The organism is Halovivax asiaticus JCM 14624 (assembly GCF_000337515.1).
Classification (GTDB): Archaea; Halobacteriota; Halobacteria; order Halobacteriales; family Natrialbaceae; genus Halovivax; species Halovivax asiaticus.
Genome location: NZ_AOIQ01000014.1, coordinates 191,599 through 218,450 on the forward strand (window position 1 = coordinate 191,599; position 26,852 = coordinate 218,450).

A 26,852-nucleotide genomic window follows, 5' to 3' on the forward strand; every position below is an offset into this window, starting at 1 on the left:
GTGCACTACATCGGCGGCCGCACCCGTTCGTGACGCCCTATTCGCACTCACCCGGCGACGGGAGTTCCAGTGGAAGCGAAGGGGTTCGCGGCGAGGGATGTCGAAATCAATCGTGATCGTCGACTTGATTCCACTAATTCACCAGTAACTATATTACCCTTCACGTCAATCATCCGCACGGAAGCCGCGTCCGCACGGGCAGAAATGCCCCGGGTGTTAGAGGCACCCGAGACGTGGCTTCCGAAACCCTCACGAGGGTTTTCAGTCGCCATGTTCCGAAACGCACCTTCGAGACAAAAAGGTCTCGCACGCCCGTTGCCTAGAGAGTCGTATCGCTATCCGTCGCAGAGCTTCGTTTTCGGGGATGGGGTGCCGAGTTCCTTCAGTCGGTTCGATTGCCAGAGCTGCGGGGTGCTCGGATGAAATCCGTCGAGCGAATGAGCGACGGAACCGGCGAATCGACTCCCGACCGGGAGTGCTATCGGTGTGATCGGGACGTGGCACCGGCGCGGCTGTTTCGGGTCACCACCGAGCCGCCAGCCGCGTTGTCGCACGACTATCAGACGGCAGAACGGTTCTGCTGTCCGGATTGCGCGGCCGGGATGAACCTCTCAGAATTCTCAGAGCGACTGAAAGCGCACGCGCGACGAGGTGAGCGACCGGTTGAGGAGTAACGTCGTTCGTCAGTCCGGCGAGAACGTGCGGCTAACGCCGATTATTGCGTCGTCCCGCGGTTACGATCTATCGAACAGTACCGAAACGGGACGAGAAGTTAGCCGTTCGGTCCACTTCCACCACGCTATCTCAACCCTTAACCGATCCAGTGACGAAGCCCGTTCAATGGCAGTGACGGACGAGGAGGTTCCCTCCATCGATCATCCCCTCCTGGAGCCCGACTTCCTGGAGCGACGGCTGTATCAGCTCCAGCTCGCGGGCACCGCAGCCGACGACGACACGCTCGTCTGCCTCCCGACGGGCCTCGGGAAGACGACGGTAAGCCTGCTGGTGACCGCCCGACGGCTCGACGAGGTGGGCGGCACGTCGCTCATGCTCGCGCCGACGAAGCCCCTCGTCCAGCAACACGCCGAGTTCTACCGCGAGGCGCTGCAGGTCCCCGACGACGGGATCGTCGTGTTCACGGGCGAAGTGAGTCCGGACGACCGGCAGGCGCTGTGGGACGAGGCCACGATCGTCCTGGCGACGCCGCAGGTGATCGAGAACGACCTCGTCGGGAGCCGGATCTCGCTCGCCGACGTCACCCACTGCACCTTCGACGAGTGCCACCGCGCGACCGGCGACTACGCGTACAACTACATCGCCGAGCGCTACCACGCCGACGCTCGCGACCCGCTGGTGACCGGGATGTCGGCCTCGCCCGGCGGCGACGAGGAGGCAATCCTGGACGTCTGTGACAACCTCGGCCTGCAGGAGGTCGCCGTGATGACCCGCGAGGACGCCGACGTCGAGGAGTTCACCCACGACACCGACGTCGAGTGGGAGCGGATCGACCTCCCCGACGAGGTGCTCGAGATCCGCGACGCGCTGAACGAGGTGATCACCGACCGACTGGAGAAACTGAAGGAACTGGGCGTCGCCTCCTCCACCCAGCCCGACCAGTCCCAGAAGGACCTGAACAAGATGCGCGCGGAGCTGCAGAAGCTGATCAACAACGACCAGTCGGAGGGCTACAAGGGCATGTCCGCCCACGCGGAGGTGATGAAGCTCCGCCAGGCCGTGACGCTGGTCGAGACCCAGAGCGTCGAGGCGCTGCGGCGGTACTTCGAACGCCAGCGCAACCAGGCTCGCTCCTCCGGTGCGTCGAAGGCGAGCCAGCGACTGGTGTCCGACCCACGCGTGCGCGAAGCGATGCGCAAGGCCGAGAGCTTCGACGAACTCCACCCCAAGTACGCCAAGACCCGCATGCTGCTGGCCGAAACCCTCGGCCTGGAGGGCGGCGAGCGCGTCATCGTCTTCACCGAATCGCGGGACACGGCGGAGGCGCTCACCGAGTTCCTCTCGGAAAGCTTCGACGCCCGCCGCTTCGTCGGCCAGGGCGACCGGGAGGGCTCGGACGGCATGACCCAAACCGAACAGCAGGACGCCCTGGAGGACTTCCGCGCCGGCGAGTTCGAGGTGCTCGTCTCGACCTCCGTCGCCGAAGAGGGACTCGACGTCCCCGAAGTCGACCTCGTCCTCTTCTACGAACCCGTCCCGACGGCCATCCGCTCGATCCAGCGCAAGGGCCGAACCGGTCGCCAGTCCGAGGGACGCGTCGCCGTCCTGATGGCCGAGGACACCCGCGACGAGGCGTACTTCTGGATCTCGCGCCGGCGCGAGAAGGAGATGGAGTCCGAACTGCGCCAACTCAAGAGCATGGCCGACGACCTCGCCGACGAACTCGACGACGCCCAGCACTCGCTCGCCGACTTCGATGGGGACAAATCACCGGCTGCCGGTGCTGCAGGCGAGGGTGACGCCGGCGACAGCACTGGCGCTCGGAATGACGGTGGTTCCAGTCGAAACGGAGGGGTCGACGAGCAGCCGGGCCTCCAGGATTTCGCGGCAGAAACTGACGAAGAGTCGACCGACAACCCCCCTGTTTCAGGTGGAGAAAAAGATTCGACCCCGATGCCGTCGGGCGATTCTGGCACAGTCGAAATCGTCGCCGACCAGCGCGAGATGGATGCGAACATCGCCCGCGACCTCTCGAAACGCGACGACGCCGAGGTTCGACTGGAGACGCTATCGGTCGGCGACTACGTCTGCTCGGATCGTGTCGTCGTCGAGCGCAAGTCGACGGCGGACTTCGTCGACTCGCTGGTCGGCGGCGATCGGTCGGTCTTCGAGCAGGTCGGGGCGATGGCGCGCCACTACAGCCGGCCGGTCGTCGTGGTCGAGGGCGAGGGACTCTACGAACAGCGTGACATCCACCCGAATGCGATCCGGGGTGCGCTCTCGAGCCTGGCCGTTGACTTCGGGGCGAGCGTCCTGCGGACCGAGAGCGAAGCCGACACGACCGAACTCCTGGCCGTCATCGCCGGGCGAGAGCAGGAAACGGCCGACCGCGAGGTCTCCGTCCACGGCGAGAAACAGGACAAGACCCTCGGCGAGCAACAGGAGTACGTCGTCTCCGCCATCGCCGAGATCGGCCCCGTGACGGCCAGGGCGTTGCTGGCCGAGTTCGGCACCGTCGAGGCCGTCATGACGGCCCGCGAGGACGACCTCCTGGAGGTCGAGGGCGTCGGACCGGTGACGGCAGAACGCATCCGCGAGGTCGTCGGGAGTGACTACGCCGAGTAAACCGCCGCTGGCGACGTGGCCGTGGTGGTGGATGGTAGGGTGGCAGACTGCGCACGCAGCACCCACAGTAGGACACGACCGGGTGAGTGAGCGTGTAGAAGCGAAAGTAAACGAGTGAGAGTGCTGTCTATGGCGCTTCGACAACCATCGAAACTTCTGGGAACGAACCCCGATGAACGCTTTTTCGAGCAAACTGTCATCGGACTCGCGGCACAGATTACCAGAGTTAGCGTCACTGCCATCTAAATTCATTTAATTATATATGTTCAATAGATTTATTGTATAGGAGTTTCTACATGCAGTTATGCATGGGCATAACTGATAGCGATAACTGTCCCGAATGTGATGGCAGGCTTCGGATGGACGGCACTGAACTGTGCTGTGAGGAGTGCGGCCTCGTCGTCGCGGAGGACGCCATCGACCATGGGCCGGAGTGGCGCTCATTTGAGGACGGACCGGATCGACGACGGACCGGCGCACCCCTTACTCGATCACGTCACGACCGCGGCCTCTCGACCGAAATCGGCTACGAGGCACGTGGGCGTATCACCGGTCGAAAGCGCCGACAACTCGCCCGCCTTCGACGCGAACACGATCGGGCGCGAATCGCCACGAAAGCCGACAGCAACCAGGTCTGTGGATTCTCACAGATCAAGGGACTCGTCGATCGGCTCTCACTCCCGCTCGATGCACGAGAGCAGGCCTGCCGCCTCTTCGAATCGGCCCAGAACGACGGCCTCCTCCCTGGTCGGTCGATCGAAGGCTTCGCCGCCGCCTGCGTCTACACCGTCGCCCGAACGCTCGAGGTCCCGCGAACGATCGACGAGGTCGTCGCCAGCGCGAGCGCGACCGACGCCGAGCTCAAAGCGGCCTACGACGCGATGAACCGCGAGCTGGGACTCCCGACTGGACCCATCGAACCCACGACGTACATCCCTCGATTCGCCTCCGAACTCGACCTCTCGACCGACATCGAACGGCTCGCCCGGTCGTTTATCGAGCGATTGGTGGCCAACAACGCCATCGGCGGCCGCAATCCCTGTGGCGTCGCTGCCGCGTGCCTGTACGTGGCGGCGAAACGCCAAGGCTGCCCCGTCACACAGGTCGAAGCCGGCTCTGTGGCGGATGTCGCCCCGGTGACGATTCGCAAGACCGCCCAGACACTCGCGGAACTAAATTGAGATTTTTCGACCGCTACTGCCACGGCATCAAGACTGGGCGTCAGCGATCAGTTCGAGTGCCGTTACTGCCCTCCAGAAGAGGTACAAGAAAACGAGCACTACAGCGTATCCAAACCAGAACAGGATAGCTCTAGTCATGTACCCCAGCACGAACGATCCAGCTATCACTAGCCCGATCAGAAGGATTTCAGTACGCCTCGAGGTTCCCTCCGTAGTTACATGATTTCGGCCCATAGAGATGGTGCAGACCCGATGTCCGTCGCTACATCTATATAGAAATGGAGCTGCCTTATAATTGACTGTTAGAGAGGGAGAGAATTAATATTGTTCAAATGAGAACGAACGTCCTGAGCCGACTCAGCGGATATCGGACAAATCCGTCCACTGGAAATCAGGGGAACGTAAGCGCCCGACCACAACGGCTTTTTCAGTGCTATGCCAACGAGGTGTCATGCACCGGTCCACATCTCCCCTGATCGAAGCCCTCATTCCGGTGATCGCCGTCGCGACGCTGCCGATCGGCACCCTCGCGCTCATCTTTCTGGATTCGTCGATCGGGCTCGCCATCTTCATCGTCGGCTGGTTCCTGCTCGTGCCGCTCCTCGGCGTGCTCTCCGGACTCAGCGACGAGGATTTTGACATCGAGAGAGGAGAGCGAACGGACGATGTCGCCAGCAAGCGCCAGGACCCGCTTGAGACGCTCCGAGAGCGCTACGCCCGCGGCGAGATCGACGAAGCGGAGTTCGAACGCCGCGTCGACGACCTGCTCGACACGGACCCGACGGAGACGGACAGCCGCGTTCGCGACCGGTCGCGGGACCGGAACGTGGAATACGAGTAAAAATGCGGTAGGTCGAGCCCGTAATCGTTCCAGCAGCCCGAATCACGAGCGCGAGTGAACACGCTCGCGATCAGCCACGTCTCGGATGGCGTTGACCGCGCGGGCGGAGCAGGCGACACCCCCAAAAGCCGCCGAAGCCACGGGTGCTCCGCACCCGCCGATTGGTCGGCCATAGTAATAACTAATTTGATTATATCAATTAAATATACAATATAGGCGCAACGTATGTGGGCTGACACGTGAACGAGGCCACCGTCGTCTCTCGACGCGATGGAAGCACACGCCGAACTCGCCGAGAAGTTCCGAAAGCTTGTCTGTGACCGCGAGTAGGCGGGTCAACAGGTTGTAAACAGACGTATCGGATCAACTCCGAGCGGCCGTCAACAGCGGACTAGACGAGATTCGGACGGGGCTGGTCCCGGGTCACGTCGTCCGCAGGTGGTCGGTCTTCGGCTCGTAGACCTCGCCCTTCTGTTTGAGCTTCTCGATCTCGTGTTCGGCCTGAGACTCGTCCATCCCGATCTCCTCGGCGCGTTCTAAGACGACGTCGATCGGCGCGCCGTCGTCGTACTCCTCCTCGACGTCGCCGATGAGGGCCTTGATGTTCTTGATCCGGTCGCGCTGGGATTTCGAGCGACCGGCCTCGACGATGTCGGCGTCGAACTCGCCCGTCTCGGGGTCGACCCCGATGTCCTGGAGGCTATCTCGCGTGATCTTGATGATACGCTCTGCGTCCTCGCGGCTGACGGTGTCGGAGAGACGGATCCGCGCACTCGCTTCCGCAAGGCGGACGAGTGCCTCCAGCTGGCGGGCGGTGACCGGGACCGGTGCGTCCTCGTCGACGCCCTTCGAGCGGAGGTCGACGTAGAAGTCCTGAATCGCCTCGCGTGCCTCCTCGGTCATCCGTGGATGGCAGTTCTGCTTCGCGTAAGCGATGTACTTCCGGAGGAGGTCGGCGTCGATTGCCGGGTCGACGGACTCGGTCATCTCCTCGATTTCGGCGGCGCTGACGTCGGTCGAGTTCATCTCCGCGCGCTGGGTCGTCAGCTCGCCCGCGTAGTTCGTCGTCAAGATGTGCTCGGCTAAGTTCGCGTCCTTCTCCTCGTCGGGCTGGTCCGTGACGGTGAAGATGAGGTCGAATCGCGAGATGAGCGCGGGTTCGAGATCGATCTGCTCGCCGATCGGTTCGTACTGGTCGAACCGGCCGTACTTCGGGTTCGCCGCGCCGAGCAGCGAACAGCGCGACTTGAGCGTCGCGTTGATCCCGGCCTTCGAGACGGAGATCTTCTGCTGCTCTAAGGCCTCGTGCATCGCCGATCGGTCGTCGGGGGCCATCTTGTCGAGCTCGTCGACCGCCGCGATCCCCTGATCGGCGAGGACCAGCGCACCGGCTTCAAGCGACCACTGGTCGCCGTCGCCGAAGTCGTCGCGAACCGCGGCTGCCGTCAACCCGGCCGACGACGAACCCTTGCCAGAGGTGTAGACGGACCGGGGCGCAATATTTTGGATGTACGACAGCATCTGCGAGTTGTGCGAGATGACGCCGTTCGAGACGTAATTGTGCGTACCGGTGACTTCGAGGTCGTACACCCAGTCGTCGTCGGGTTCAGTAGCTTCAATCGACTCGATCGTTTCCGTCTCGACTGCTGTGTCAACTCGTCCACCGTCAGTTGCGACAGCTACCGATGCGTCCGGTTCGTCGATAGCTTGCGTTGTAACGGCGATCAAATCACCCACAGAGAGCTCCTCGCTCCGGACAGCTTCGTATCCGGCCCCCATCCAGACGAAAAGCGGGTGTGACGGTGTCACCTTGAGTTCTCGCCCGTTCAAGGTCCGAATCTGATACATCCGGTCGGGTGCGTCACGCTTCCAGACCTTCGTCGCTTCCTGTGGGGCAAGCGAGCCGTCGACTTGCATGGACGGAACGTCGATATCAATTTCGTCCCACCAGCCGTCGTCGATGGGTTTCGGCTCGTCGAGGTTATCCTCGACTAATTCACGGATCGGGATCCTGGACCCGTCGGCGAGGGTCACACGCGTATCGCCGCTGACGCACTTCCCCGTACCAGGGTCACCGATCAGCAGCATGTGGAGGTCGCCACGGATGCGCGAGCCGTCGGGGAGGTGCTTGGTGACGCCGGAGAAGAGCTGGAGCATCATCGAGAGCTTCTCCTGGTCGTAGCCGAAGATCGAGGGGGCGATGGAGTCGACCATCGTGTCGTAAATGTCATCGCGCTGGGAGAGACGGACGATCTCGGCTTTGTCTTCCTCGGTGATGTCCATGTCCTCGAACTGCTCTTCGTCGATCTCGACGGACATGCCATCCATGTAGAAGTCGAAGACGGGCGACTTGTCCTGATCCGAGCCCTGCTGTTCGAGCCGGAGGACGCCGACGGCGGAGACGTGGTCGCCGGGGGTGACCTCGCCCGTAATGTCGTCCTCGATGTGGATATCGATCGCCTGGGGCGTCTCGCCGCCGCGCAGTCCCTCTGGGCTCTCCTGGATTCGCAGCTTCTGGGAGTCGATGAACTCTGACTGGTCGAAGTTCACCCGGAAGGGGCCCTGTCGCTCACAGCCCTGACACTCGTGGGGTTCCTGAAAGTCGCCGGTCGATTGCGGGACCCGCGTGAGGGTCCCACAGAGCTGGCACTCGAACGCCGCTTCCTCGACTTTCGGGCGAACGTCCGTGGCCTTCCGGACGATCCCGCGGACCGCCACGAGCCGATTCATGTGCTGTGACCGGATCTCGCGGATCTCGGGCGTCTGTTCCTCCGGGAGGTTCCGGATGCGGACGTGGGCCCGTCCGAGGCTCACGTCGATCGGCAGGTCGTACAGTCGCAGCGCCTCCTCCGCGTACTGGCGAAGCTGCTCGGGCTGGGCCAGGTAGTCGTCCGCCAGATCCGGACTGTATCGGTGAACGTCGTCGAAATCGACGAAGAGCGAGCGCTGTTCGCCCGGGTAGCGCTGTGCGAGTTCCTTGATCTCCGCGTCGTAGTAGTTGCGGAAGAACTGCTCGAATTCGTCGATGAGTTCCGCGTTCCCCGCTTGCGCCATTGCACTGGCCTAGGGCCCCCATCCGGTATAAACCCGCGTGAATCGAGGCGGTACTAGAGCGCGTGACAGTCACCGAGAGCGCAAGCAGCACTCCCAGGCGGACTGACGGTCGGATCGCCGCCGCGCGACCGGGACGACTCCGACGTGACGGGATCTGGCAACAGGCTTATATACGCGCCCGTCGGGAGTTCCCACCCATGAACGAGAAAACCGAGGAACTCCGGGACATCTTCACCGAGGTGACCGACGAGGAGGCGGTCACCGAATCGCAAGAGGCAGACCGGGGCTCGCTCGAACAGGACGAGCGAAGCGTCGACGAGCGCCTCGACGCCGTCATCGAACAGCTTCGCGACCGGTACGCGTTCGACACCGCACTCTCGACAGCGGAGCTCCGAACGGTCGCACGCGAGTTCTACGATGGGGCGAGTGACGACGCCATCGCCGAGGAGATCGGCGCCGACCCCGACGAGGTCTTCGAGGCACGACTGGCGATGCACCTGACGCGAGACGAGGTCGCCGAGGACGTCGATCTCGTGGCCCTGCGCGAACACGACGGGTCGGTCGAGACCATCGCCGACGAGTTCGACTGCGCCACAGAAGACGTCGCCCGGTACCGGGCCATCGCCGAGGCGAACGCCGAGTCGCGGGCGGCCAACGACCGCTACCGTGACGAGTTCGACAGCATCCTCGCGGATACGGGAATGTCGACGCGCATGGCGAGCGACGTCCGAGAGGACGGCCTCGAAGACGCGACGGAAGGCATGGAAACCGACGTCTCCTTCTAGCCGGGTCACGACACCGACGTAACGGCGAGCCGCGGGTGCCAAGCGCCGGCGACGAGAGCTGCGGCCGACGGTTTATATCGGAAGACGCGGCCAGGACGGTCCATGGCGAACGTGACGTTCAGCGATCTCCGGTCGGCGGCGTTCTGTCCGCGCCAGTGTTACTACGAGTGGGTCGACGACGACCGAGACCCGCCACCGCACGTCGAGCGAGTCAGATCGCTCGCCTTCCGGTACGACGAACTCCTCCGTGCGGATCGACTGTCGCTCGCCGACGAGCCGATCGATGTCGATCCCGCAGTGTACCAGCGACGGCTGGCCGACACGAAGACGCGTCACGATCGCTGGCGCGAGTGCTGTACCCCGGCGAGTCGGGAAGTCCTGGTCGACGGGCGAGACTGTCGCGGCATCGTCCACAAGGTGTTCGAGGCGCCGCTCGAACCGGTTATCGTCTCGACGGGCACGCCACCCGATCGCGGCGTCTGGGAGAGTCACTCGATCGTCGCTGTCGCGGCAGCGAAGGCCCTCGCCTGGGAGCGCAAACAGTCCGTCGAGTCGGCGTACGTCGAGTATCCAGCCGCCGCCGTGATCCGACGCATCGACCTCACGACCCGTCGGAAAGCCGCCTACCGGCGGACGCTCCGGACCGTCCGCGAGATCGACGGCCCGCCACCGCGAACGAACGATCGGTCAAAGTGCGACCACTGCGACTACGTTCACAAGTGCGGCGTCCGCACCCGAACACTGCGATCGTTGCTCGAACGACGATAGGGGCGACGTGACGGTCGCTGCCCGCACGACGAGATGACCGGAGAGAAGAACGAGACCGGCGACCGACGTCAGTTCGCGGTGAGCCAGTGTTCGATGTCGTCGGCGCGTGCGCCACGACGGTGGATGGTGTCGGTGGCGACGTCGACCACCGTACTCTCGGTTCCGTCGGTCTCGCCGCCGTCTACAACGACCGCTGCCTGCTCGCGGATCGAGTCGTCGAGTTCGTCCGGACGACGGACGCTCGGTCGCCCGCTCACGTTCGCACTCGTGGCCGTGATCGGCGTGCCGGCGCGTTCACAGAGGCGCAACGCGAGCGGGTGGTCGGGCACGCGGATTCCGACTCGGTCCCGACCAGCCGTGAGCACGTCCGGGACCGACGAGCGACGCGTACAGAGGACTGTGACCGGGCCAGGGAGGAACGTCGCCATGAATCGGCGTTCTCGGTCGGTCGCCCTGACGTGCTCGAGCGCCGAGGGGACGGAGGGGACGGCCATCGAGAGCGGCTTGTCTCGGTCCCTTCCTTTCGCCTCGAAGACGTGCTCGATCGCACTCGGATCGAGGGCGTCGGCGCCGAGCCCGTACACCGTCTCGGTCGGGTAGACGACCAGCTCGCCGGCATCGATCGCGTCGGCGGCCGTACGAATCGGGGGCATGCCCGCTACTCCGGGGATTCGGGGCAAAAAAGTAGCGCTCAGACGGTGGGCATTGCATCGACGCGGCGAGACAGCGCCTCGGTTACCAGTCGGCGAGTACGGCCTCGAGTTCGTCGTAGTCGGGAAACTCCGGCCACTCGGTGGCGACCCAGGCGTACTCGACGGTTCGATCCCCGTCGAGGACGAAGATCGACGGCCGCGGTTCGGTGATGCCGGCCATGCCGTCGAGGTCGTGGACCACGCCGTAGGTCTCGGCGACCGCGTTCGTCGGGTCGCTGAAGACGCCGTACGGAATGTCGTGGTCGCGCAGGAACGGAGCGAGTTCGTACGGACTCGAGATGGAGACAGCCAGGACGGTCGCCGAGGCGGCCGCAGTCGACGGTCGGTCGTCGATTTGCGTCGCTTCCTCGTCGGTTGTGGCACCGTCGTCGGCTTTGTCTCCGTCCTCGGTCCGATCTGGATCCGCGTCCGTCGCGCTCACACCGATGCCGCGGTCACGGAGTTCGGTGAGCGTGTATTCGGCGGGAAATGCTCCGGCCATCGTCGTGAAGACGAGGACGGTCGGCGAGCCGGTAGCGTCGGCGAGTGAGATGTCGTGCCACCCCTCGTCGGTGACCAGCGGACGCGTGAAGTCCGGGGCCGTCTCGCCGGTGGCGACGTGGTCGGCCGGGCCGAGGTCGACGACGTCGAAGTCGACCATCAGGCACCACCCTCGCCGTACGTGCGTTCGAGGTAAGCGACGATGTTCTCACTCTCGGCCATCGTGACGCCAGTCGACTCGTCGACGATGACGGGCACCGTTCGCACGCCCGCGGCGCGTTTGACCGCATTTCGCCGGGAGTGAAGCGGTTCGACGAAGTGAGAGTGGTAGTCGACACCGAGGTCGTCGAGGACGCGAACGACTCGTTCGCAGAACGGACAGCCCTGCAGGCGATAGAGCGTGATCGAGTCGGAAGCTGTGCTCGTCATACTCACGCCATAGGGAATCGCGTCCGAAAACGGTTGGCTTGCGGCACGGCTCGCCGGGACCGTGGGCACTTCGTCGCTGGCAGGGTCACTGGTTCCGGAACGACACGCAGGCGACGATGCTCACAGGGGCTCACTGGCGCCGCGGCGGCGTGCGAGCAGGGGGAGAGGGTTCCTCCCACAGTCCAGAATCGCCCGTATGTCCGGAGTATGAACGGTGAACAGGTTGATTTCCCACATGACAAACGTTAATCGGGGGGAGTGCAAACTGCAGACAGCCAATGGTGCTTCGATCGCTGACAGGGGCAGTCCTCGCGGCGTACGAGATCCCGTTCGTCGGTGTCAGTCTGACCGAGTCGGTGGTGACGGTCCTGGGGAGCATCGCGATCGTCTTCCTCTTGCTCGGTTCGGCGTTCTTCTCGTCGTCGGAGCTCGCGATGTTCTCGCTCCCGAAACACCGCGTCGACGGCCTCGTCGAGGACGGCGTACCGGGCGCTGAACGGGTGAAAGCGCTGAAAGAGGACCCACACCGCTTGCTCGTGACGATCCTGGTCGGGAACAACATCGTCAACATCGCGATGTCCTCGATCGCGACGGCAGTGCTGTCGATCCACTTCGGTGGCCTCGTCGGCGTGTTACTCGCGACGTTCGGGATCACCGCCATCGTCCTCCTGTTCGGCGAGAGTGCACCGAAATCCTACGCCGTCGAGCACCCCGAGTCCTGGTCGATCCGCGTGGCTGCCCCACTGAAAGCCACGGAGTACCTCCTGCTCCCGCTGGTCGTCCTCTTCGATTACCTCACTCGCTGGATCAACCAGCTGACTGGGTCGAGCGGCGAGATCGAGTCACCGTACGTCACGCGCGACGAGATCCAGGAGATGATCGAGTCGGGCGAGCGCGAGGGCGTCTTAGAAGAGGACGAACACGAGATGCTCCAGCGCATCTTCCGCTTCAACAACACCATCGTCAAGGAGGTGATGACGCCGCGGCTCGACGTGACCGCCGTCGCCGTCGACGACAGTATCGACGAAGCCATCGAGACCTGTATCCAGAGCGGACACGCTCGCATTCCCGTCTACGAGAACAGTCTGGACAACATCCTTGGCGTCGTCAACATCCGCGATCTGGTCCGTGATCGTAACTACGGAGAGGCCGACGACGGAGACCTCGAGATCAACGACGTCATCCAGCCGACGCTGCACGTCCCCGAGTCGAAGAACGTCGACGAGTTGTTGACCGAGATGCGCGAGAATCGCATGCACATGGCCATCGTCATCGACGAGTTCGGGACGACCGAGGGGCTTGTGACGATGGAGGACATGATCGAGGAGATCGTCGGCGAGATCCTAGAGGGCGGCGAGGACGAACCGATCGAGACGATCGACGACCGGACGATGATCGTTCGCGGCGAGGTCAACATCGAGGACGTCAACGAGGCCCTCGGCGTCGATCTCCCCGAGGGCGAGGAGTTCGAGACCATCGCCGGCTTCATCTTCAACCGTGCCGGTCGCCTCGTCGAAGAGGGCGAGTCGATCTGCTACGACGGGATCGATATCCGTGTCGAGCAGGTCGAGAACACGCGGATCATGAAAGCCAGGCTCAGAAAACCGGACCAGAACGAATCCGCGGACGGATCGGAAACGGACCCCGACCCGGCCATCGCAGAGAACGGCGACGGCGCCTGAGCACTGTCGTCTCCGACGATCGACTCGTTTCTGACGAACGGCTCGTTATCCGACGAGCGACTCGAGTTCGGTCGCGACTCGTTTTGGCAGGAGGAGTCGTCGGGGGCCGGGGACGTACTCGTTGTCCGGTGTCCGATAGTGGAGTCGGACGAGCGCAGACCCACCGATCGACCGCGTCGAGACGGCCGACAGCTGCGCCAGATCGATCGCATCTTCGGGGTCGTAGAGGAAGAGGACGCCTTCGTCACGGTCGAGAACGCCGGTCGAGCGCATGAAGACGGCAGCGAGGAGAAAAACGACCGAGAGCGGGATCATCGCTGCGGCGAGCATCTCGCCGACGTTCCCCTCGATGAACGTGTCGAAACCGGCGATGAGCGCGCCCACGAACACGGCGCCGACGGCCGCGTCGATCCCGCGTTTGAGGCGGGTGTCGGCCGCCTCGTCCGGCATGTACTCGACGACGGGCAGATAGCCGACGATGGTTGCGAGTCGCTGTGCCGGGTTCCCCGCGAGCGCGAGCGCCAGCACCGCCACGCCCGTCGCGACGAGTGCGCCGAGCAAGAGCCCCTGCCCGCCAACCTGCGCTGCGAGTCCGAGCAGGCGGCCGAAGACGATGAGAGCAAGTGCGCCGAACAGGGTTCCGACGCCGAGGCTCCAGCAGACCCTGATCAGGGGCGAGGTGTCGGCATCACGATGCCATTGTATGCGAGCCGCCTCTGTCATACCCGCACTCGCCGGCCGACGACAGTAGACCCTTCGGTCTCGCAGCGATTCTAGCCGACGACGAACTGAAACGCGCTGAAGCCGCCGAAGCCGACGACGAGCGCGCCGAGAAAGGAGAGGATCCACGCGAGGATCGTAAAGCCGATCTTCCGGGCGCTGACGCCCCCGGAGCCGGCCGCGGCGAATCCGCTGCCGATGATGGAGCTAACCACGATTTCGTTGAAGGAGACGGGGATCCCGAACAGGACGGCGGCCTGCGCGAGGGCGAACGACGGGATGAGCGCCGCGATCGAACGACGGGGGCCGAGCGAGGAGTAGTCCTGCGAGATCGCCTTGATCATCCGGGGCGCGCCGGTCCACGAGCCGATCAACAGCCCCACGCCGCCGCCGGCGAGCAGGGCGACGAGCGGGAGGCCGACATCCTCGCTCAAGGGGACGAGCGGACCGACCGCCAGCCCGACCTGGCTGCCACCGGCCGAAAAGGCGACGAGGCCGCCCATGACGAGGAGGAATCGACGCTCTGTCCTGATGGGATCTGCGTGCATGCCGATCGTGATCGGGACGGCCCAGAGCACGGCGACGGCGACCGTCACCAGGACCGGGCCGACTGCGGCGGGACCGGGGATCGGCCCCCCGGCTGCCGCGGCGATCGAGGCCGCGGCAGTCCCCTCACCGAGAACCGCGAACTCGATGTTGGCGACGATGACACCGACCAGCACCCCGAGCAGGGCGACGAGCGTCCGCTCGGAGATTGGCTCGTCACGCAACGATCGGGCGATGAGGTACGCGGCGAAGCCGCCGACGAACGGAGTGAGTATCCACATCGCCCCGATCTCGGTGTACTTCGCCCAGGCGGGATCGCCGCCCAGCGCCAGACCGACGCCGATCACCGAGCCGGTGGCCGTGAAGGCAGTTGCGATCGGGTAGCCGGTGAAGACGCCGGTTGCGACGAGAACGGCAGCGATCGTGAGCGCGAGTGTCGCCGCCGCCGGCGAGAGCGAGACGCCGGCAATGAGATCCCGGCCCATCGCCTCGGAGACGTTCTGTCCCTGGAGAATCGCCCCGGAGATGCCGAGCAACCCGACGAGAAAACCGGCTCGCATCACCGATATCGCGTTCGCGCCGACCGCCGGCGCGAACGGTGTCGACCCGCTGGAGCCAGCACCGATCGACCAGGCCATGAAGAGGCTGGCGCCAGCGGCGACGAGGAACGTCCCCAGCGTGACGATGTCGACCATCTACTCGCCCGTACCGGCGGGGGGTACAAGTGTGTGCCGACCGACGCAACGAGTTCAGAGTTGCCACGGGAGGGCCGACGGGCTGTGAGAACGTGTATCGAGAGAGAGAGAGAGTGACGCGAACGCAGCCTCAGGTCGTCGTGGAGCGCGAACTGTCTTCGGGTTCCGGTGGGGGCTCGGCCCCTTCGATCGCTTCGGCGGCCTCGGTGTCCTTCTCGGTCTCGACGTGCCAGCGGTCGATCTCGTCGTCGAGGTCGGCGAGCGTGGCCGAGACGCGATCTTTGAGGTCGTCGTCGTTGACGTTGACCTCGAAGACGAACTCCTCGGTGCCATTGCCCCGTCCCGACTGCTGGACGTTGGCGCTGATCAGTTCGTTGTCGAAGTAGTAGGGCGCGAGCTGGGTCATCACTCGCTGGTAGACGGTGTCCTCGACGCGACGGATCGCCTTGCGGCTGGCGGAGTCAGCGGCGCGCGCGACGTAGTCGATCGACTCGCGCCAGTTGTTGACGGCTTCGTCGGCGTCGTCGTCCTCGAGCGCCTTGTAGGACTCCGAGAGTTTCTCGCCGGCGGTTTTGATGTCCTCGTCCGGGTCTTTCCCGGCTTTTTCGCCCTTTCCTTCCTCGACGCGAGCCTGTTCGGCGGTCTTCTCGCTGACGTGGCTGTCCAGCCGTTCGTGACTCTTTGGACGCCACTCCTCCCACTCGACGAAGGCGTCAGCGTACTGGCTTCCGACGTCGGTCTCGGCGTCGTGGGCGTCCGCTTCCCGGAGGGCAGCGGTAATCCGTTCGCCATGCTCGACGACGTCGCCCCAGTCGCCGCGGATCTTGAACCCGGAGATGCTCTCTTCCATCCGACTGGCGCGGGTCTATGACTTGCGTCGTTATAAACTTCGTCGCCGAAGGGGCCGGGCGTGTCATCAGTGCCCACGGCCGCGGGAGCGACCGTCCCGGATCGACGGGTGGCCGACCAAACGTCCCAGACGATGGGGAATCGCCCGACAGGTCGCCGCCGCAGTGCGGACGGTGGCGGCGACACGAGACCGCAAAGTTCAGGCAGGCACTGGTCCGAATACCTCGCATGCCAATCGAAGATCGCGACGACGCCTACCTCGTCACGCACGGGCTCGCTCGGGACACACTCTCTCGGCTCCGATCGGTCGAGACCGAACAGGTCGCGTTCCGGAAGGGACTGGTGAAGCTGGGTCGACTCTGTGGCTACGAGATCATCGACGGCCGGATGGAGACGGAGTACGTCGAGATCGAGACGCCGCTCGAACCGACGATGGGCGAGCGCGTCAAAGGGCTCGACGACGTCGTCATCATCAACGTCCTCCGGGCTGCGACGCCGTTCGTCGAGGGCTTGCTGAAGGCGTTCCCGCGCGCCCGGCAGGGCGTCATCAGCGCCAGCCGGGACGAGTCCGGCGGCCGCGCCGAGGACGGCTCGTTCCCGATCACCATCGACTACGTCAAGCTCCCCGAGATCACCGAAGACGACACCGTCATCGTCGCCGATCCGATGCTCGCGACCGGGTCGACGATGAACGCCGTCCTCGACCACGTCGTCGAGAACGCCCCCGACCCGGAGCACCTCATCGTCCTCTCGGCCGTCTCGGCTCCCGAAGGACTGCTCCGCGTCGGCGACGCGTTCCCGCAGGCCGACCTCCTCACCGTCTCGATCGACGATTATCTCGACGACGACGGCTACATCGTCCCCGGTCTCGGTGACGCTGGGGATCGGGCGTTCCGGACGACGTAAGCGCGGTTCGGAGCGTGCGAGGCCGAACGAAGTGAGGCCTCGGGAGCGCGAACGGGGAACGCACGTGACCCGTGAGCGAACGCAGTGAGCGAGAATCGCGGAACACCGAGCGGGTCACTCCGTTCCCCGCGAGGTCACGACGAGCAGGTGTCGATGCCGAGGACCGCGTTCACCGGACAGCGACCGATCACGACGGTCGCCAACAGATCGCTCCCGGCGAGAAACGCGAGCGTCCCGGCCGTCGAATCGCGCCGCCGATAGCCGACGACGAGCAGGACGAGTGCGACCAAAACGCGAAGCGCACGATCGAATCCACCGACGTTCCGGTCCATACCCGGGCGTTCGTGGAGAAGCGAGTTAGTAGTCAGGGACGATTCACGAACGACTCGACTGCCGGTCACGTGCCATCGGTTTCCGTCACGTACCGTCGAAACCGGGACAACCAGCCAGCCCGGGCTGTAGACTCCGTTACGCGTCGTTGGCTGACTCGCCGTCTGGGCCTTCGTCCTCGTCATCTTCGCCAGGGTCGCCAGCGGCCGATAGCCCCGCGTTCGGTTCGCGTTCGAGCGCTGGCGGGACGTCTGTGCGGTCGGAATAGCCGTCGAACCAGCGGACGATCCGCTCGATGCGGTCGACGACGTGGCCCGGTTCACCCGATCGCGAGAGTTCGTGTCCCTCGCGAGGATACCGGACGAGACGGGTGTCGACGCGGTGTTTCTTCAGGCCGGTGTAGTAGAGTTCGGCGCCGTTGGCGGGTGTCCGGTAGTCGCGGTCGGAGTGGACGAGGAGCGTGGGCGTGTCGACCTCGGGGACGAGCGAGACCGGCGAGTGCTCCCAGAGGAACTGTGGCTCCTCCCACGGGGTGGCGCCGAAGTCGTACTCGACGAGCTTGTACGCGCCGTCGGTCGACCCGTAGAAGCCGGTGAGGTCGTAGACGCCCCGCTGGGCGACTGCGGCGGTGAAGCGGTCGGTGCGCCCGACCGCCCAGGCGGTCATGTAGCCGCCGAAACTGCCGCCGGTGACGTACTGCTCGTCGGCGTCGACCTCGGGGCGCTCGCTCACCACGTCGGCACCCGCGAGGACATCCTCCAGCGTCTTGTCGCCCCAGTCGCGGTAGGTGGCCGTCGCGTGGTCCTCGCCGTAACCCGTCGAGCCGCGCGGGTTCGACCAGAAGACGGCGTAGCCGTTCGCGGCGAGCGTCTGGAACTCGTGCCACATCGTTCCCGACGTGGTCCACTGGACGTGCGGCCCGCCGTGGATCTCGACGACGAGCGGGTACGGCTCGTCGCCGATCGCGTCGGCGCCGTTTGTGTCGGCGTCGTCACCAACGTCCGCAGGTTCGACGCCAGACGGCGGCGTCAGCAGCCAGCCCTGACACTCGGCGCCGTCACTCTCGAACCACAGTTCCTCGGGTTCGGCGACCGCGTGCTCCGCGAAGTAGTCGGCGTTGACGTCGGTGAGGCGAGTCGGATCGCCGCCCGAGCGGTCGGCGAGGAAGACGTCGCCGGGGTGGTCCCACTCGCTCTGCGTGACGGCCAGGTGGTCGGCACCGACGGAGAATCCGTCGACGTGACTCCGGCCGTCGTAGACACGGTTCGGATCGGCGCTCGCGTCACCGGGCACGGACCACAGGCAGACTGCCCCCTCGTCGGGCGTCGCGAAGAAGAGCGACTCCTCGTCCGGCCCCCACTGGAAGCCGCCGCCGTGGGCGAGCGTCCGGTCGAGTGGGTCCGTCGGCACTACTTCCTCGCCGGTCTCGGTGTCGTAGACGACGATGTCGACCTGTCGCATCGTCATCCGCTCTTCGGGCGTGCGCGGGAACGCGACCAGTCCATCGGTCGTCGCCTCGATCATCCCGCCCCAGCCGATCGTCTGCGTGAGAACCTCGGGGTCGGCGTCCGCGTCGAGCGGATGCGCGTAGATGTCGAGGACGACCGAATCGTCCGGGACGGCCTCGTCCGCGGGCTTGCTCGCGTAGTAGATCGTCTCGTCGTCGCCCCACGCGGCACCGATGTAGTCAGTGTCGCCGTCGGTGAGCCGCGTGAGCGCGTCTTCGCGAGCGGGCTCGTCGCCCGCCGCCTCGGCGGCCTCGATCGCCCGTTCGACGTCCAGCACGTAGACGTGGTTTCGCTTCCCGTCGGCGTACTGCTGCATCGAGCGGAAGTTCATCCGATCGATGACCCGCGGATCCGGCGTCTCGGGTTCGAAGTCCGGCTCGACGGACAGGTCACGGCCCTCCTCGCGGTCCTCGGGGGTCGACGCCTGGGTGAAGACGATGCGCGAGCCGTCGGGGCTCCACTCGATGCCGGCGACGCCGCCAGCGACTTCGGTCACCTGACGCGCCTCGCCACCCGCGGTCGGGAGGACCCACAGCTGTGGGCGGTCGTCGTCTGCCCCGCGCGTGCTCACGAACGCCAGGTACTCGCCGTCCGGGCCCCACCGGGGCTGGCTGTCGACGCCCTCGGAGACGGTGAACTGTCGAGGCTCACCGCCGTCGGCCGAGGCGACGTGAATCGTCGCGACGGCGGACTGGTCGTCGTCGTCGGCCGTCTGCCGGACGAACGCGACTCGCTCGCCGTCCGGAGACAGTCGCGGATCGCCAACCTGCACGAGGGTGTGAAAATCGGCCGCGGCAATCGGGTGCATACCCCGTGCCAACAGCCGACAGCGATTATACGTTTCGCTTCGAAACTAGGTGGCGTCGCACTCGACCGATTGCAGCGGGGCGACCGGTTACGTTCGCCACCAGCCCGGACCGAAGGTGGACGGCGAGTGAGACGGCGCTCAATCGAGGTTCGCCCGCCCGCTGGTCGCACTCCGGAGTCGGTCGCGAAAGGCGTCGGCCTCGGCGACCGGAACGTCGACGGCGAACGTCACGGCCTCATCGTATTCGGCGTCGACGTCGTAGCCCTCGCTCTCGATGATGGCCCGAACCGTCCCCGAATCGTCGTAGTCGACGCCGATCACGACCCGCTCGTGCGGTCGCCGTTCCACCACGCCGGCGGCCTCGACGGCGTCTTTCACTGCCTGCGAGTACGCCCTGACGAGACCACCGACGCCGAGGTTCGTCCCGCCGTAGTAGCGCGTGACGACGACGGCGACGTTCTCGAGTTCCTGTCCTTGCAGGACCGAGAGTGCGGGTTTGCCGGCAGATCCCGACGGTTCACCGTCGTCGTTCGAATACTCACGGAGAAAGTCGGCGTCCGGATCCGTCCGCACGCGGTAGGCAGGGACGTTGTGCGTCGCGTCGGCGTAGGTCTCGCGAACCTCGTCGACGAAGTCCTCGGCCGCCGCCACCGACTCGACGGGGCGGACGTGGCCCAGAAACTCCGATCCCTGCACCTCGAAGCTGGCGGTGGCGGCCTCGGCGACGGTGGTGTACGAATCCATGGCGAGAGAGGAGTTCCCGGACGCGATCACTGCAACTCGATCGAACGGACGAACGACAGATCACGAAGTTCCGTGATGAGCGAGCCGGGGATGTCCTGGTCGGTGACGAGGTAGAGGCGCGGTTCGTCCGTGAATTCGGGGTCTTCGCTGATCGTCTGGCGGATCGAGACGCCGCGGTCGGCGACGACGCCCGTCACCGTCGCGACGATCCCCCCGGCGTCGGGGTCGTCGACCTCGATCGAGAGGACCGTCAGGTCGAGTACCGGTGCGAGGTCCATCAGACTCGGCACCTGTGAGATGTTCTGGAAGATACGCCGGAGTTCCCCATCCGCGAGGATGGCGTCGGTGGTCGAGTCGACGACGCGGCGATCGACGTCGATCTCGCGAGCGATGCCCGTGTTGGGAATCTCGATCCCGCCGGAGACCACCCGCCCCTCGTCGCTGACGGAGAAGCCTCGCTCTAACAGCAGCCGGATCACGGCCTGCTGGCTCGGCGAGCCCTCGAACTTCTCCATGATCTCGTCGAACATGCGCCCCGCTTTTGGGGCCACGCACATATCTGTCCCGGAGCGCGGACCGGGGCTGGTGACGACGAGCCGATTCGGCGACGGCAGTCGAGCTTGACGGGGCGAGCCGCGACGAACCGACGACAGGCGAGGCGGCGGTCGCACGGGGCGTCGTCCGACGACCGATCGGGACGGGCGGTTTTTTGGTCACCGACCGGCAATCACCGCGCATGCGACAGCTCCGGACCTGTGACTTCTGTGGCGACGACGCGGTCGGCACGTTCGAGATCGTGCCACCGGAATTGGACCCGACGGAGGCCGAGCAGCGCCGCGTCGTCCTCTGTGGCGACTGCCAGCCGACGCTCGAAGAACTGCTGGAACCGCTACTCGCCCGCGCCGGGGCGGCGCCGACGGGAGAAACAGGCAGCGAGGAGTCCGCAGACGACGCGCAATCGAACGGGCGAACCGATCGCCAGGCGTCCGGAACCGACGACGAACACGACGACCAGTCGGAAACCCGTCCCCTCAGCACCCGTGATACCGAGGAGACCACGAGCCGTGGCACGCCGGGGATAGAGACCAACGCACCCGATGACGAGGCTGGCGACGTCGTCACGCCGAGTGCGTCCGAGCGCTCGACCGGCGACGAGGGCGTCGCGATCCAGCCGGGAGACAGAACAGCCGACGACACCACCCCGTCGGCGACTGAGGCTGCCAACGCGAACGACGACGCATCGACCGTGACCGGGGCACAGGCCGGTACCTCGAACACTCCCTCGGCGCCGAAAGCCTACGGAAAAGTGCTCAGACTCTTGCAGAACCGGGAGTTCCCGATGGCCCGGGCCGACGTCGAGGCGCTCGCGGCGGGCGCCTACGACCTGGAAGACCACCAGGTCGAAGCCGTCGTCGATCACGCCGTCGAACAGGGTGACCTGATCGAAGACGGCCGGAACGTCCGGTTGGGATAGGTTGGTCCGTGGGGACCGACGGAGTCGACCGTCGGGAATCCGTGCCGTCGAAGAAGATCGAACGGACTGAGTACTACTCCTCGTCGCTAAGCAACGCCCGCGAAGAGTTCGTCACCACGAGGAGACTCGACGTGCCCATCGCGACGGCGGCGAACAGCGGATTGATCAGGGTCGACACGGCGAGTGGGATCGCGATAGCGTTGTAGACGAACGCCCAGCCGATGTTCTGACGGACGCGGCGACGGGCGGCGTTCGCGATGGCGAAGACCGTCGACAGGGAGGAGAGATCGTCGTCGACGATGGCGACGTCGGCCGCGTCGGCCGCCAGTGCCGTCCCACCGCCGAGTGCAATGCCGAGATCCGCGCTGGCGAGTGCAGGGGCGTCGTTGGTTCCGTCGCCGATCATCGCCGTCTTGCCGCGGGCGCGCAGGCGGCGGACCGTCTCGGCTTTCCCCTCCGGCGGGACGCCCGCGAAGACCTCCGCGACGCCGTCGTGCTCGCGGAACCGGGTCGCAGCCGCTTCCTCGTCGCCGGTGAGGACGACGACGTCGACGCCGCGATCGGCGAGATCGGTGACCGTTTCGTCCCAGCCGTCGCGAGGTTCGTCGCCGACGACGACGATTCCGGCGGCCGCGCCGTCACGGCCGACGAGGATCGGAAGGCGACCGGCGGCCCGCTCCGATTCGGCGCGGCCGGCGAGTTCGTCGGGGACGGTCCAGCCGCGCTCGACGAACAGATCGGGGTGACCGACCAGCACGGCCGCGCCGTCGACGGTTCCACCGACGCCCGTGGCGTAGGACTCGAAGTCCGACAGGCGGTCGTCCGCGGGGAGGTCCGTCGATTCGTCGTCCGTGGTGCCGTCTGCCGGTGCGTCGTCGGCGTTCGCAGGCGCGTCGGCGGCAGATTCCGTGAGTGCTTCGTCCGATTGCTGGCCGTCCGCGGCCGTCGCCCTGTCCGACTCGCCGGTCGGGACGCCGCCGTCGGTCGCCGGGCCGACACTGGCGCTCGACGGCGATCCCGGAGTCGACTGGTCGCCTCCGTCCGCACCCGCCGCGTCCGGCCCGAACGCGTCGGCGATCGCCCCCGCGACGGGGTGGGCAGAGCGCTGCTCCAGGACCCCGGCGCGTTCGAGGAGGGTGGCGGGACCGCTGGCGTCCAGCACCTCCATCTCGCCGGTGGTGAGCGTGCCCGTCTTGTCGAAGACGACGACGTCGACGTCGCGGATGCGCTCGAAGACGGTCTCGTCGAAGACGACGATGCCGCGTTCCAGGGCTTCGCGTATACTCGACGCGACCGCGAGCGGGGTCGCGAGGCCGAGCGCACAGGGACAGGAGACGATGAGGACGGTGAGGCCGACGAGCAACGCGTTCGAGACAGGCGCGCCGAGGACGAGGTAGCCCGCCGTCACGACGAGCGCCAGCGTCACGACCACCGGGACGAAGATCGTCGCCAACCGATCGGCCAGTCCCTGAATACCGCCGCGAGCGCTCTGGAGGTCCCAGACGAGGTCGGCGATGCGGTCGACGCTGCTCGTCGGTTCGCCGTCGACGCCGACGACGAGCGAGCCCTCGGCCAGGATCGAGCCGCCGACCACGCGGTCGCCCGGCTCCTTCGAGACGGGCAAGGATTCGCCGGTGATGACCGCTTCGTCGACCGCCCCCGCACCTTCGTCGACGACCCCGTCGACCGGGATCCGTTCGCCGCCGCGAACCAGGAATCGGTCCCCGTCGGTGAGGGCGGAGACGTCGACGGTGGTCGTCGAGCCGTCGGCCTCGTAGCGTTCGGCCGTGTCGACCTGGGCGGCCGAGAGATCGGCGAGGGCCTCGGTCGCCCGTTGCTTGATCGTCCCCTCGTAGTAGCCGCCGACGGTGACGACGAGGACGATCGCGACGGTGACGTCGTAGTAGATCTCCGTCGGCTCACCCACGACCACCGCGAGCGTGCTGTAGACGTAGGCTGCCGTGGCGGCGAGTGCGACCAGCAGGTCCATGTTCGGGTTCCGCGTCTTCAGACTGACGTAGGCGCCTCTGAGGATGGGGCCGCCGGTGACGAAGAGGACGACGCTCGTCAGCGCGAAGAGGACGAGGAAGAACGGGACCGAGGCCGAGCTCGTGACCATCTCGGTGAGGAACTCGTGGGTGCGTTCCGGGTAGAAGAGGTTGACGTGCAGCGGGTAGACGAGCAGGAGATACTGCATCATCACGACCATCCCGAAGAGGATGCCCACGATGAGGCGGATCTCGTTCTGGTCCTCCGCACGGCGCTTCGCGAGGGCGTTTTCCCGGTGGTAGGCGGTGTAGCCGAGGCCGGTCAGGTCCTCGGCGACCGCGTCGGGGTCGGTCTCGTCGGGATCGTAATCGACGCGGACGGTTTCGGAGACGTAGCTCGCCGCGACGTCGGCGACGCCGTCGGCCTCCGAACCCGACCCTTCGATGAACACCTCACAAGTCGAGCAGTGCATCCCCTCGATCTGGAAAAACGCGCGCTCGGTTCCCGGCGGTGCCTCCGTCGGTTCGTCGGGCTCCGACGCCGTTCCCTCGGCGACGGCAGCGCCGTCGACGTCGGCCGGATCCGTCGCGTCGTCGAGCGTGCCCGCGACGTGCTTGCAGCCGGCACAGCAGTACCGATTCCCCTCGTCGTCCGTGACGACCGTCGCTTCGAGGGGTAGCTCACACAGTGTGCAGGTGCCGTCCGTCTCGGGACCGACGTCGGCGGTCACCGACGATCACCCGAGGCGGGGCGTTTCCGGTCGGCGTGCAGACTCGTGACACCGCGAACGAGCCGCAGCACGCCCGAATCCCGGAAACAGTGGGACATAGGACGTACTCCGGGCTGGACGGGAAAAACGGTTTCGTGGTGGCAGTGACGGCACCAGCGGTTCCACGGAGAGATGGAGCGGCTCGGCCACGCTGTTCGCTACAGTTCGCCCTTCGTACTCGGCGTCGCGTCGGCGCGCCGGTCGTCGATACGGGTCGCGTCGTCCAGCGTTCGCGCGGCGGCCTTGAACAGCGCCTCGATCTCGTGGTGGGCGTTCTCGCCCTCGATATCGGCGTGCATGGTGAGGCCGGCGTTCGTCGCGACCGAGCGCCAGAAGTGTCCGGCCATGTGACTCGTGAGACCGCCCACCGACTCCTGGGAGAACTCCCCGTCGAAGCGGTAGAGCGGGCGGCCGCTGACGTCGACGACGACGCTCGCGACGGCCTCGTCGAGGGGAACCCGACGGTCGGCGAAGCGGACGATACCGGCCCGGTCGCCGAGCGCTTCGTCGAGTGCGGTGCCGAGACAGAGGCCGACGTCCTCGACGGTGTGGTGGTCGTCGACGTGGAGGTCACCATCGCACGTGACGGAGAGGTCGAACAGCCCGTGCGTCGCGACCGCAGTGAGCATGTGGTCGAAGAAACCGATACCCGTCTCGACGTCGGCCTCGCCCGTTCCGTCGAGCGCGAGCGTGCACTCGATCGTCGTCTCGGCCGTCTCCCGCGAAACCGTCGCGGCTCGATCGCTCATGCCGGAGACACGAACCTGCGGCTACAAGGCGGTTCCGCTCACGACGCTAGCCAGCGGATCGAGGACGGTAAAACGGGAGTCAGCGACAACTGGCAACGGAGATCGGCGCTGATCGAGCCGGCGAGTGACCGACCGTTCCAGTGGAAGGGGGACAATCAGGCGAGACCAATTTAAGGCCCATAGATAGTACGATAAAACGTCTAACCAGTTTTGAGCCCCGTATAAAATGTCATAATCGGACCCTTACACTGTGAAACCAACCGAAATGACGCCAAGATTGGTCGGATTATATGACGGTACGGATCCCGTGGTTCTCACGAGCGCTGATCACAGATGCTGTCCAAATCATCCCTCCTGGTCCCCGGCCCGGTCGCACGGTTCGGTCGCGAAGTGGACGCACTGGTGAGCCCGGTCCTCCGAACGGTGAAGACGCCCCTGCAGGTCGTCGCGTTCTGGGGCGCCATCGGGCTCCCGTTCGTCATCGTCGGCGTCCTCACGAACGGACTCGAAAGTACCGGCGCGGCCCTCTCGTTCGTCGCACTGGTGGTCCTCAACCTCCTCGCGCTGTACGTCGGTCACGGACACAAACAGCCCTGACACGCCACACGGAGCCGTCTCCCCATCGAGACCGCCCCGCTGCCGCCAGCCGCCATCCCCGCGCTGGACAGTCCATCACGATCGACCGCGGTTCCCTATTCCTCGACAGCCTGCTGCCCCTCGGCGAGCGTGAATCGGCCCTCGTAGAGTGCACTCCCGACGACTGCGGCCGCCGCGCCGGCGTCGGAGAGGGCCTGAACATCCGCTAGCGTCGCGACGCCGCCGCTGGCGATCACCGGGAGGTTCGTCGCCTCGACGAGTTCGCGGACTGGTTCTGCAGCGATCCCCTCGAGCTGGCCCTCGACGTCGACGTTCGTAAAGAGGATCGCGGCGGCACCGAGGTCGGCGTAGCGTTCGGCCGCTTCCGCGGGCGTGAGACCGGTTCCTTCGGTCCACCCCTCGACGACGACCTCGCCGTCTTTCGCGTCGAGGCTCACGACGACCGATTCGGGACGGGTATCGGCAATCTCGGCGACGATGGCTGGCTCCTCGACGGCCGCAGTCCCGAGGATGACGCGGTCGACGCCGCGATCGAGCAGCGAGAGGGCCTCGCCCGCGGTGCGGATACCGCCGCCAACCTGGACGGGGATGGAGACGGCGTCGACGACCGCTTCGATGGCCGCGGCGTTGGCCCGCTCACCGTCGAACGCACCGTCGAGGTCGACGAGATGCAGCGATCGAGCGCCGGCGTCGATCCAACGCTCGGCCGCCTCGACGGGATCGCCGTACCGTTTCTCGGTCCCCCGCTCGCCCTGGACGAGCTGGACGACCTCGCCATCCTGGACGTCGACGGCGGGGATCACCTCGAACGTCGGGAAGTGGTTCATACGTACGGAGGCGGCCGGCGACGAAGTAAGGGTGCTGATCCCGGTCGACGGGTTATCGTGGTCAGGTCGGCGGGTCGTCGTAGATTCGGTCGACGGGTCGACTGTTCC

At 65.7% G+C, this 26,852-nt stretch carries 24 protein-coding genes; 10 read left to right on the forward strand and 14 right to left on the reverse strand.

The genetic code is table 11. The annotated features are described in order from the left end of the window. Positions 1-419 precede the first annotated feature (419 nt). From C479_RS08525 to C479_RS08545, 4 genes are all read left to right on the forward strand, one after another. Positions 420-674, forward strand: a complete 255-nt coding sequence (locus tag C479_RS08525; RefSeq protein ID WP_049907173.1) for a hypothetical protein — start codon at positions 420-422, stop codon at positions 672-674. 166 nt (positions 675-840) lie between these two features. Beyond that, positions 841-3,300, forward strand: a complete 2,460-nt coding sequence (locus C479_RS08530; protein ID WP_007700958.1) for a DEAD/DEAH box helicase — start codon at positions 841-843, stop codon at positions 3,298-3,300. A 308-nt stretch (positions 3,301-3,608) separates the two neighbouring features. Beyond that, positions 3,609-4,481 carry a transcription initiation factor IIB gene (locus C479_RS08535; protein WP_049907174.1) on the forward strand — a complete coding sequence of 291 codons (873 nt, stop codon included), beginning with the start codon at positions 3,609-3,611 and terminating at the stop codon, positions 4,479-4,481. Between the two features lie 451 nt (positions 4,482-4,932). Further along, on the forward strand, positions 4,933-5,322 hold the full coding sequence (locus C479_RS08545; RefSeq protein ID WP_007700967.1) for an SHOCT domain-containing protein: 390 nt from the start codon (positions 4,933-4,935) through the stop codon (positions 5,320-5,322). 423 nt (positions 5,323-5,745) lie between these two features. Here the strand turns inward: C479_RS08545 and C479_RS08550 are convergent, their stop codons facing one another. After that, positions 5,746-8,376, reverse strand: coding sequence for an ATP-binding protein (locus C479_RS08550; RefSeq protein WP_007700969.1), 2,631 nt, complete (start codon positions 8,374-8,376; stop codon positions 5,746-5,748). A 197-nt stretch (positions 8,377-8,573) separates the two neighbouring features. Here C479_RS08550 and C479_RS08555 point away from each other — a divergent pair, with 197 nt between their 5' ends. Next, complete coding sequence (locus C479_RS08555; RefSeq protein ID WP_007700973.1) at positions 8,574-9,161, forward strand: hypothetical protein; 588 nt, start codon at positions 8,574-8,576, stop codon at positions 9,159-9,161. Positions 9,162-9,263: 102 nt separating this feature from the next. Next, positions 9,264-9,929 carry a CRISPR-associated protein Cas4 gene (locus tag C479_RS08560; protein WP_007700976.1) on the forward strand — a complete coding sequence of 222 codons (666 nt, stop codon included), beginning with the start codon at positions 9,264-9,266 and terminating at the stop codon, positions 9,927-9,929. A 68-nt stretch (positions 9,930-9,997) separates the two neighbouring features. Here C479_RS08560 and C479_RS08565 read toward each other — a convergent pair whose 3' ends face one another. The 3 genes from C479_RS08565 to C479_RS08575 all read right to left on the reverse strand — a co-directional run bounded on the left by C479_RS08565 (position 9,998) and on the right by C479_RS08575 (position 11,551). Further along, entirely contained in the window at positions 9,998-10,582 is a 585-nt protein-coding gene (locus C479_RS08565; RefSeq protein ID WP_007700979.1) for an L-threonylcarbamoyladenylate synthase, read from the reverse strand. A gap of 82 nt (positions 10,583-10,664) precedes the next feature. Beyond that, positions 10,665-11,282 (reverse strand): redoxin domain-containing protein, encoded by a 618-nt coding sequence (locus C479_RS08570; RefSeq protein WP_007700982.1) that lies wholly within the window; start codon positions 11,280-11,282, stop codon positions 10,665-10,667. Further along, positions 11,282-11,551, reverse strand: coding sequence for a glutaredoxin family protein (locus C479_RS08575; protein ID WP_007700986.1), 270 nt, complete (start codon positions 11,549-11,551; stop codon positions 11,282-11,284). The genes C479_RS08570 and C479_RS08575 overlap by 1 nt, the downstream gene beginning before the upstream one ends. A gap of 278 nt (positions 11,552-11,829) precedes the next feature. Between C479_RS08575 and C479_RS08580 the strand changes: the two genes are divergently transcribed. Continuing rightward, entirely contained in the window at positions 11,830-13,233 is a 1,404-nt protein-coding gene (locus C479_RS08580) for a hemolysin family protein (RefSeq protein ID WP_007700990.1), read from the forward strand. 45 nt (positions 13,234-13,278) lie between these two features. Here the strand turns inward: C479_RS08580 and C479_RS08585 are convergent, their stop codons facing one another. The 3 genes from C479_RS08585 to C479_RS08595 all read right to left on the reverse strand — a co-directional run bounded on the left by C479_RS08585 (position 13,279) and on the right by C479_RS08595 (position 16,044). Beyond that, complete coding sequence (locus C479_RS08585; RefSeq protein WP_007700993.1) at positions 13,279-13,956, reverse strand: hypothetical protein; 678 nt, start codon at positions 13,954-13,956, stop codon at positions 13,279-13,281. Between the two features lie 50 nt (positions 13,957-14,006). Continuing rightward, positions 14,007-15,194: an inorganic phosphate transporter gene (locus C479_RS08590; RefSeq protein ID WP_007700996.1), complete on the reverse strand. Its 1,188-nt coding sequence runs from the start codon at positions 15,192-15,194 to the stop codon at positions 14,007-14,009. A gap of 130 nt (positions 15,195-15,324) precedes the next feature. Beyond that, on the reverse strand, positions 15,325-16,044 hold the full coding sequence (locus C479_RS08595) for a DUF5828 family protein (RefSeq protein ID WP_007701001.1): 720 nt from the start codon (positions 16,042-16,044) through the stop codon (positions 15,325-15,327). 227 nt (positions 16,045-16,271) lie between these two features. On the opposite strand from C479_RS08595, the gene upp reads away from it, so the two are divergent. After that, complete coding sequence (gene upp, locus C479_RS08600) at positions 16,272-16,949, forward strand: uracil phosphoribosyltransferase (RefSeq protein ID WP_007701004.1); 678 nt, start codon at positions 16,272-16,274, stop codon at positions 16,947-16,949. A 134-nt stretch (positions 16,950-17,083) separates the two neighbouring features. Here upp and C479_RS08605 read toward each other — a convergent pair whose 3' ends face one another. From C479_RS08605 to C479_RS08620, 4 genes are all read right to left on the reverse strand, one after another. Then, complete coding sequence (locus C479_RS08605) at positions 17,084-17,281, reverse strand: YgaP family membrane protein (RefSeq protein ID WP_007701008.1); 198 nt, start codon at positions 17,279-17,281, stop codon at positions 17,084-17,086. A 136-nt stretch (positions 17,282-17,417) separates the two neighbouring features. Further along, positions 17,418-19,595, reverse strand: coding sequence for a S9 family peptidase (locus C479_RS08610; RefSeq protein WP_007701011.1), 2,178 nt, complete (start codon positions 19,593-19,595; stop codon positions 17,418-17,420). A gap of 138 nt (positions 19,596-19,733) precedes the next feature. Beyond that, a complete protein-coding gene (locus C479_RS08615) occupies positions 19,734-20,339 on the reverse strand; it encodes an IMPACT family protein (RefSeq protein WP_049907209.1) in 606 nt (201 codons plus the stop codon). A gap of 26 nt (positions 20,340-20,365) precedes the next feature. After that, on the reverse strand, positions 20,366-20,869 hold the full coding sequence (locus tag C479_RS08620) for a hypothetical protein (protein ID WP_007701015.1): 504 nt from the start codon (positions 20,867-20,869) through the stop codon (positions 20,366-20,368). A gap of 206 nt (positions 20,870-21,075) precedes the next feature. Between C479_RS08620 and C479_RS08625 the strand changes: the two genes are divergently transcribed. After that, positions 21,076-21,813 carry a hypothetical protein gene (locus C479_RS08625; protein ID WP_007701020.1) on the forward strand — a complete coding sequence of 246 codons (738 nt, stop codon included), beginning with the start codon at positions 21,076-21,078 and terminating at the stop codon, positions 21,811-21,813. A 73-nt stretch (positions 21,814-21,886) separates the two neighbouring features. On the opposite strand, the gene C479_RS08630 is transcribed toward C479_RS08625, so the two are convergent. Both C479_RS08630 and hisB read right to left on the reverse strand, forming a co-directional pair. Continuing rightward, positions 21,887-24,532, reverse strand: coding sequence for a heavy metal translocating P-type ATPase (locus C479_RS08630; protein WP_007701023.1), 2,646 nt, complete (start codon positions 24,530-24,532; stop codon positions 21,887-21,889). A gap of 197 nt (positions 24,533-24,729) precedes the next feature. Then, positions 24,730-25,320 (reverse strand): imidazoleglycerol-phosphate dehydratase HisB, encoded by a 591-nt coding sequence (gene hisB, locus C479_RS08635; RefSeq protein ID WP_007701025.1) that lies wholly within the window; start codon positions 25,318-25,320, stop codon positions 24,730-24,732. Positions 25,321-25,653: 333 nt separating this feature from the next. Here hisB and C479_RS08640 point away from each other — a divergent pair, with 333 nt between their 5' ends. After that, the gene (locus tag C479_RS08640; RefSeq protein ID WP_007701028.1) at positions 25,654-25,917 is read left to right on the forward strand and encodes a hypothetical protein; all 264 of its coding nucleotides are present in this window, start codon (positions 25,654-25,656) and stop codon (positions 25,915-25,917) included. 95 nt (positions 25,918-26,012) lie between these two features. Here C479_RS08640 and hisA read toward each other — a convergent pair whose 3' ends face one another. Further along, positions 26,013-26,744 carry a 1-(5-phosphoribosyl)-5-[(5-phosphoribosylamino)methylideneamino]imidazole-4-carboxamide isomerase gene (gene hisA, locus C479_RS08645; RefSeq protein ID WP_007701032.1) on the reverse strand — a complete coding sequence of 244 codons (732 nt, stop codon included), beginning with the start codon at positions 26,742-26,744 and terminating at the stop codon, positions 26,013-26,015. Between the last annotated feature and the right edge of the window lie 108 nt (positions 26,745-26,852).

Bases quoted from the DNA above. Each gene is read 5' to 3' on its own strand.
- C479_RS08565 (WP_007700979.1), bottom strand. From the start codon at position 10,582: ATGCCCCCGATTCGTACGGCCGCCGACGCGATCGATGCCGGCGAGCTG.
- C479_RS08585 (WP_007700993.1), bottom strand. From the start codon at position 13,956: ATGACAGAGGCGGCTCGCATACAATGGCATCGTGATGCCGACACCTCG.
- C479_RS08610 (WP_007701011.1), bottom strand. From the start codon at position 19,595: ATGCACCCGATTGCCGCGGCCGATTTTCACACCCTCGTGCAGGTTGGC.
- C479_RS08575 (WP_007700986.1), bottom strand. From the start codon at position 11,551: ATGACGAGCACAGCTTCCGACTCGATCACGCTCTATCGCCTGCAGGGC.
- C479_RS08525 (WP_049907173.1), top strand. From the start codon at position 420: ATGAAATCCGTCGAGCGAATGAGCGACGGAACCGGCGAATCGACTCCC.
- C479_RS08555 (WP_007700973.1), top strand. From the start codon at position 8,574: ATGAACGAGAAAACCGAGGAACTCCGGGACATCTTCACCGAGGTGACC.
- C479_RS08640 (WP_007701028.1), top strand. From the start codon at position 25,654: ATGCTGTCCAAATCATCCCTCCTGGTCCCCGGCCCGGTCGCACGGTTC.
- hisB (WP_007701025.1), bottom strand. From the start codon at position 25,320: ATGAGCGATCGAGCCGCGACGGTTTCGCGGGAGACGGCCGAGACGACG.
- C479_RS08560 (WP_007700976.1), top strand. From the start codon at position 9,264: ATGGCGAACGTGACGTTCAGCGATCTCCGGTCGGCGGCGTTCTGTCCG.
- C479_RS08590 (WP_007700996.1), bottom strand. From the start codon at position 15,194: ATGGTCGACATCGTCACGCTGGGGACGTTCCTCGTCGCCGCTGGCGCC.
- C479_RS08550 (WP_007700969.1), bottom strand. From the start codon at position 8,376: ATGGCGCAAGCGGGGAACGCGGAACTCATCGACGAATTCGAGCAGTTC.
- upp (WP_007701004.1), top strand. From the start codon at position 16,272: ATGCCAATCGAAGATCGCGACGACGCCTACCTCGTCACGCACGGGCTC.
- C479_RS08530 (WP_007700958.1), top strand. From the start codon at position 841: ATGGCAGTGACGGACGAGGAGGTTCCCTCCATCGATCATCCCCTCCTG.
- C479_RS08595 (WP_007701001.1), bottom strand. From the start codon at position 16,044: ATGGAAGAGAGCATCTCCGGGTTCAAGATCCGCGGCGACTGGGGCGAC.
- C479_RS08605 (WP_007701008.1), bottom strand. From the start codon at position 17,281: ATGGACCGGAACGTCGGTGGATTCGATCGTGCGCTTCGCGTTTTGGTC.
- C479_RS08545 (WP_007700967.1), top strand. From the start codon at position 4,933: ATGCACCGGTCCACATCTCCCCTGATCGAAGCCCTCATTCCGGTGATC.
- hisA (WP_007701032.1), bottom strand. From the start codon at position 26,744: ATGAACCACTTCCCGACGTTCGAGGTGATCCCCGCCGTCGACGTCCAG.
- C479_RS08620 (WP_007701015.1), bottom strand. From the start codon at position 20,869: ATGTTCGACGAGATCATGGAGAAGTTCGAGGGCTCGCCGAGCCAGCAG.
- C479_RS08570 (WP_007700982.1), bottom strand. From the start codon at position 11,282: ATGGTCGACTTCGACGTCGTCGACCTCGGCCCGGCCGACCACGTCGCC.
- C479_RS08615 (WP_049907209.1), bottom strand. From the start codon at position 20,339: ATGGATTCGTACACCACCGTCGCCGAGGCCGCCACCGCCAGCTTCGAG.
- C479_RS08625 (WP_007701020.1), top strand. From the start codon at position 21,076: ATGCGACAGCTCCGGACCTGTGACTTCTGTGGCGACGACGCGGTCGGC.
- C479_RS08580 (WP_007700990.1), top strand. From the start codon at position 11,830: ATGGTGCTTCGATCGCTGACAGGGGCAGTCCTCGCGGCGTACGAGATC.
- C479_RS08535 (WP_049907174.1), top strand. From the start codon at position 3,609: ATGGGCATAACTGATAGCGATAACTGTCCCGAATGTGATGGCAGGCTT.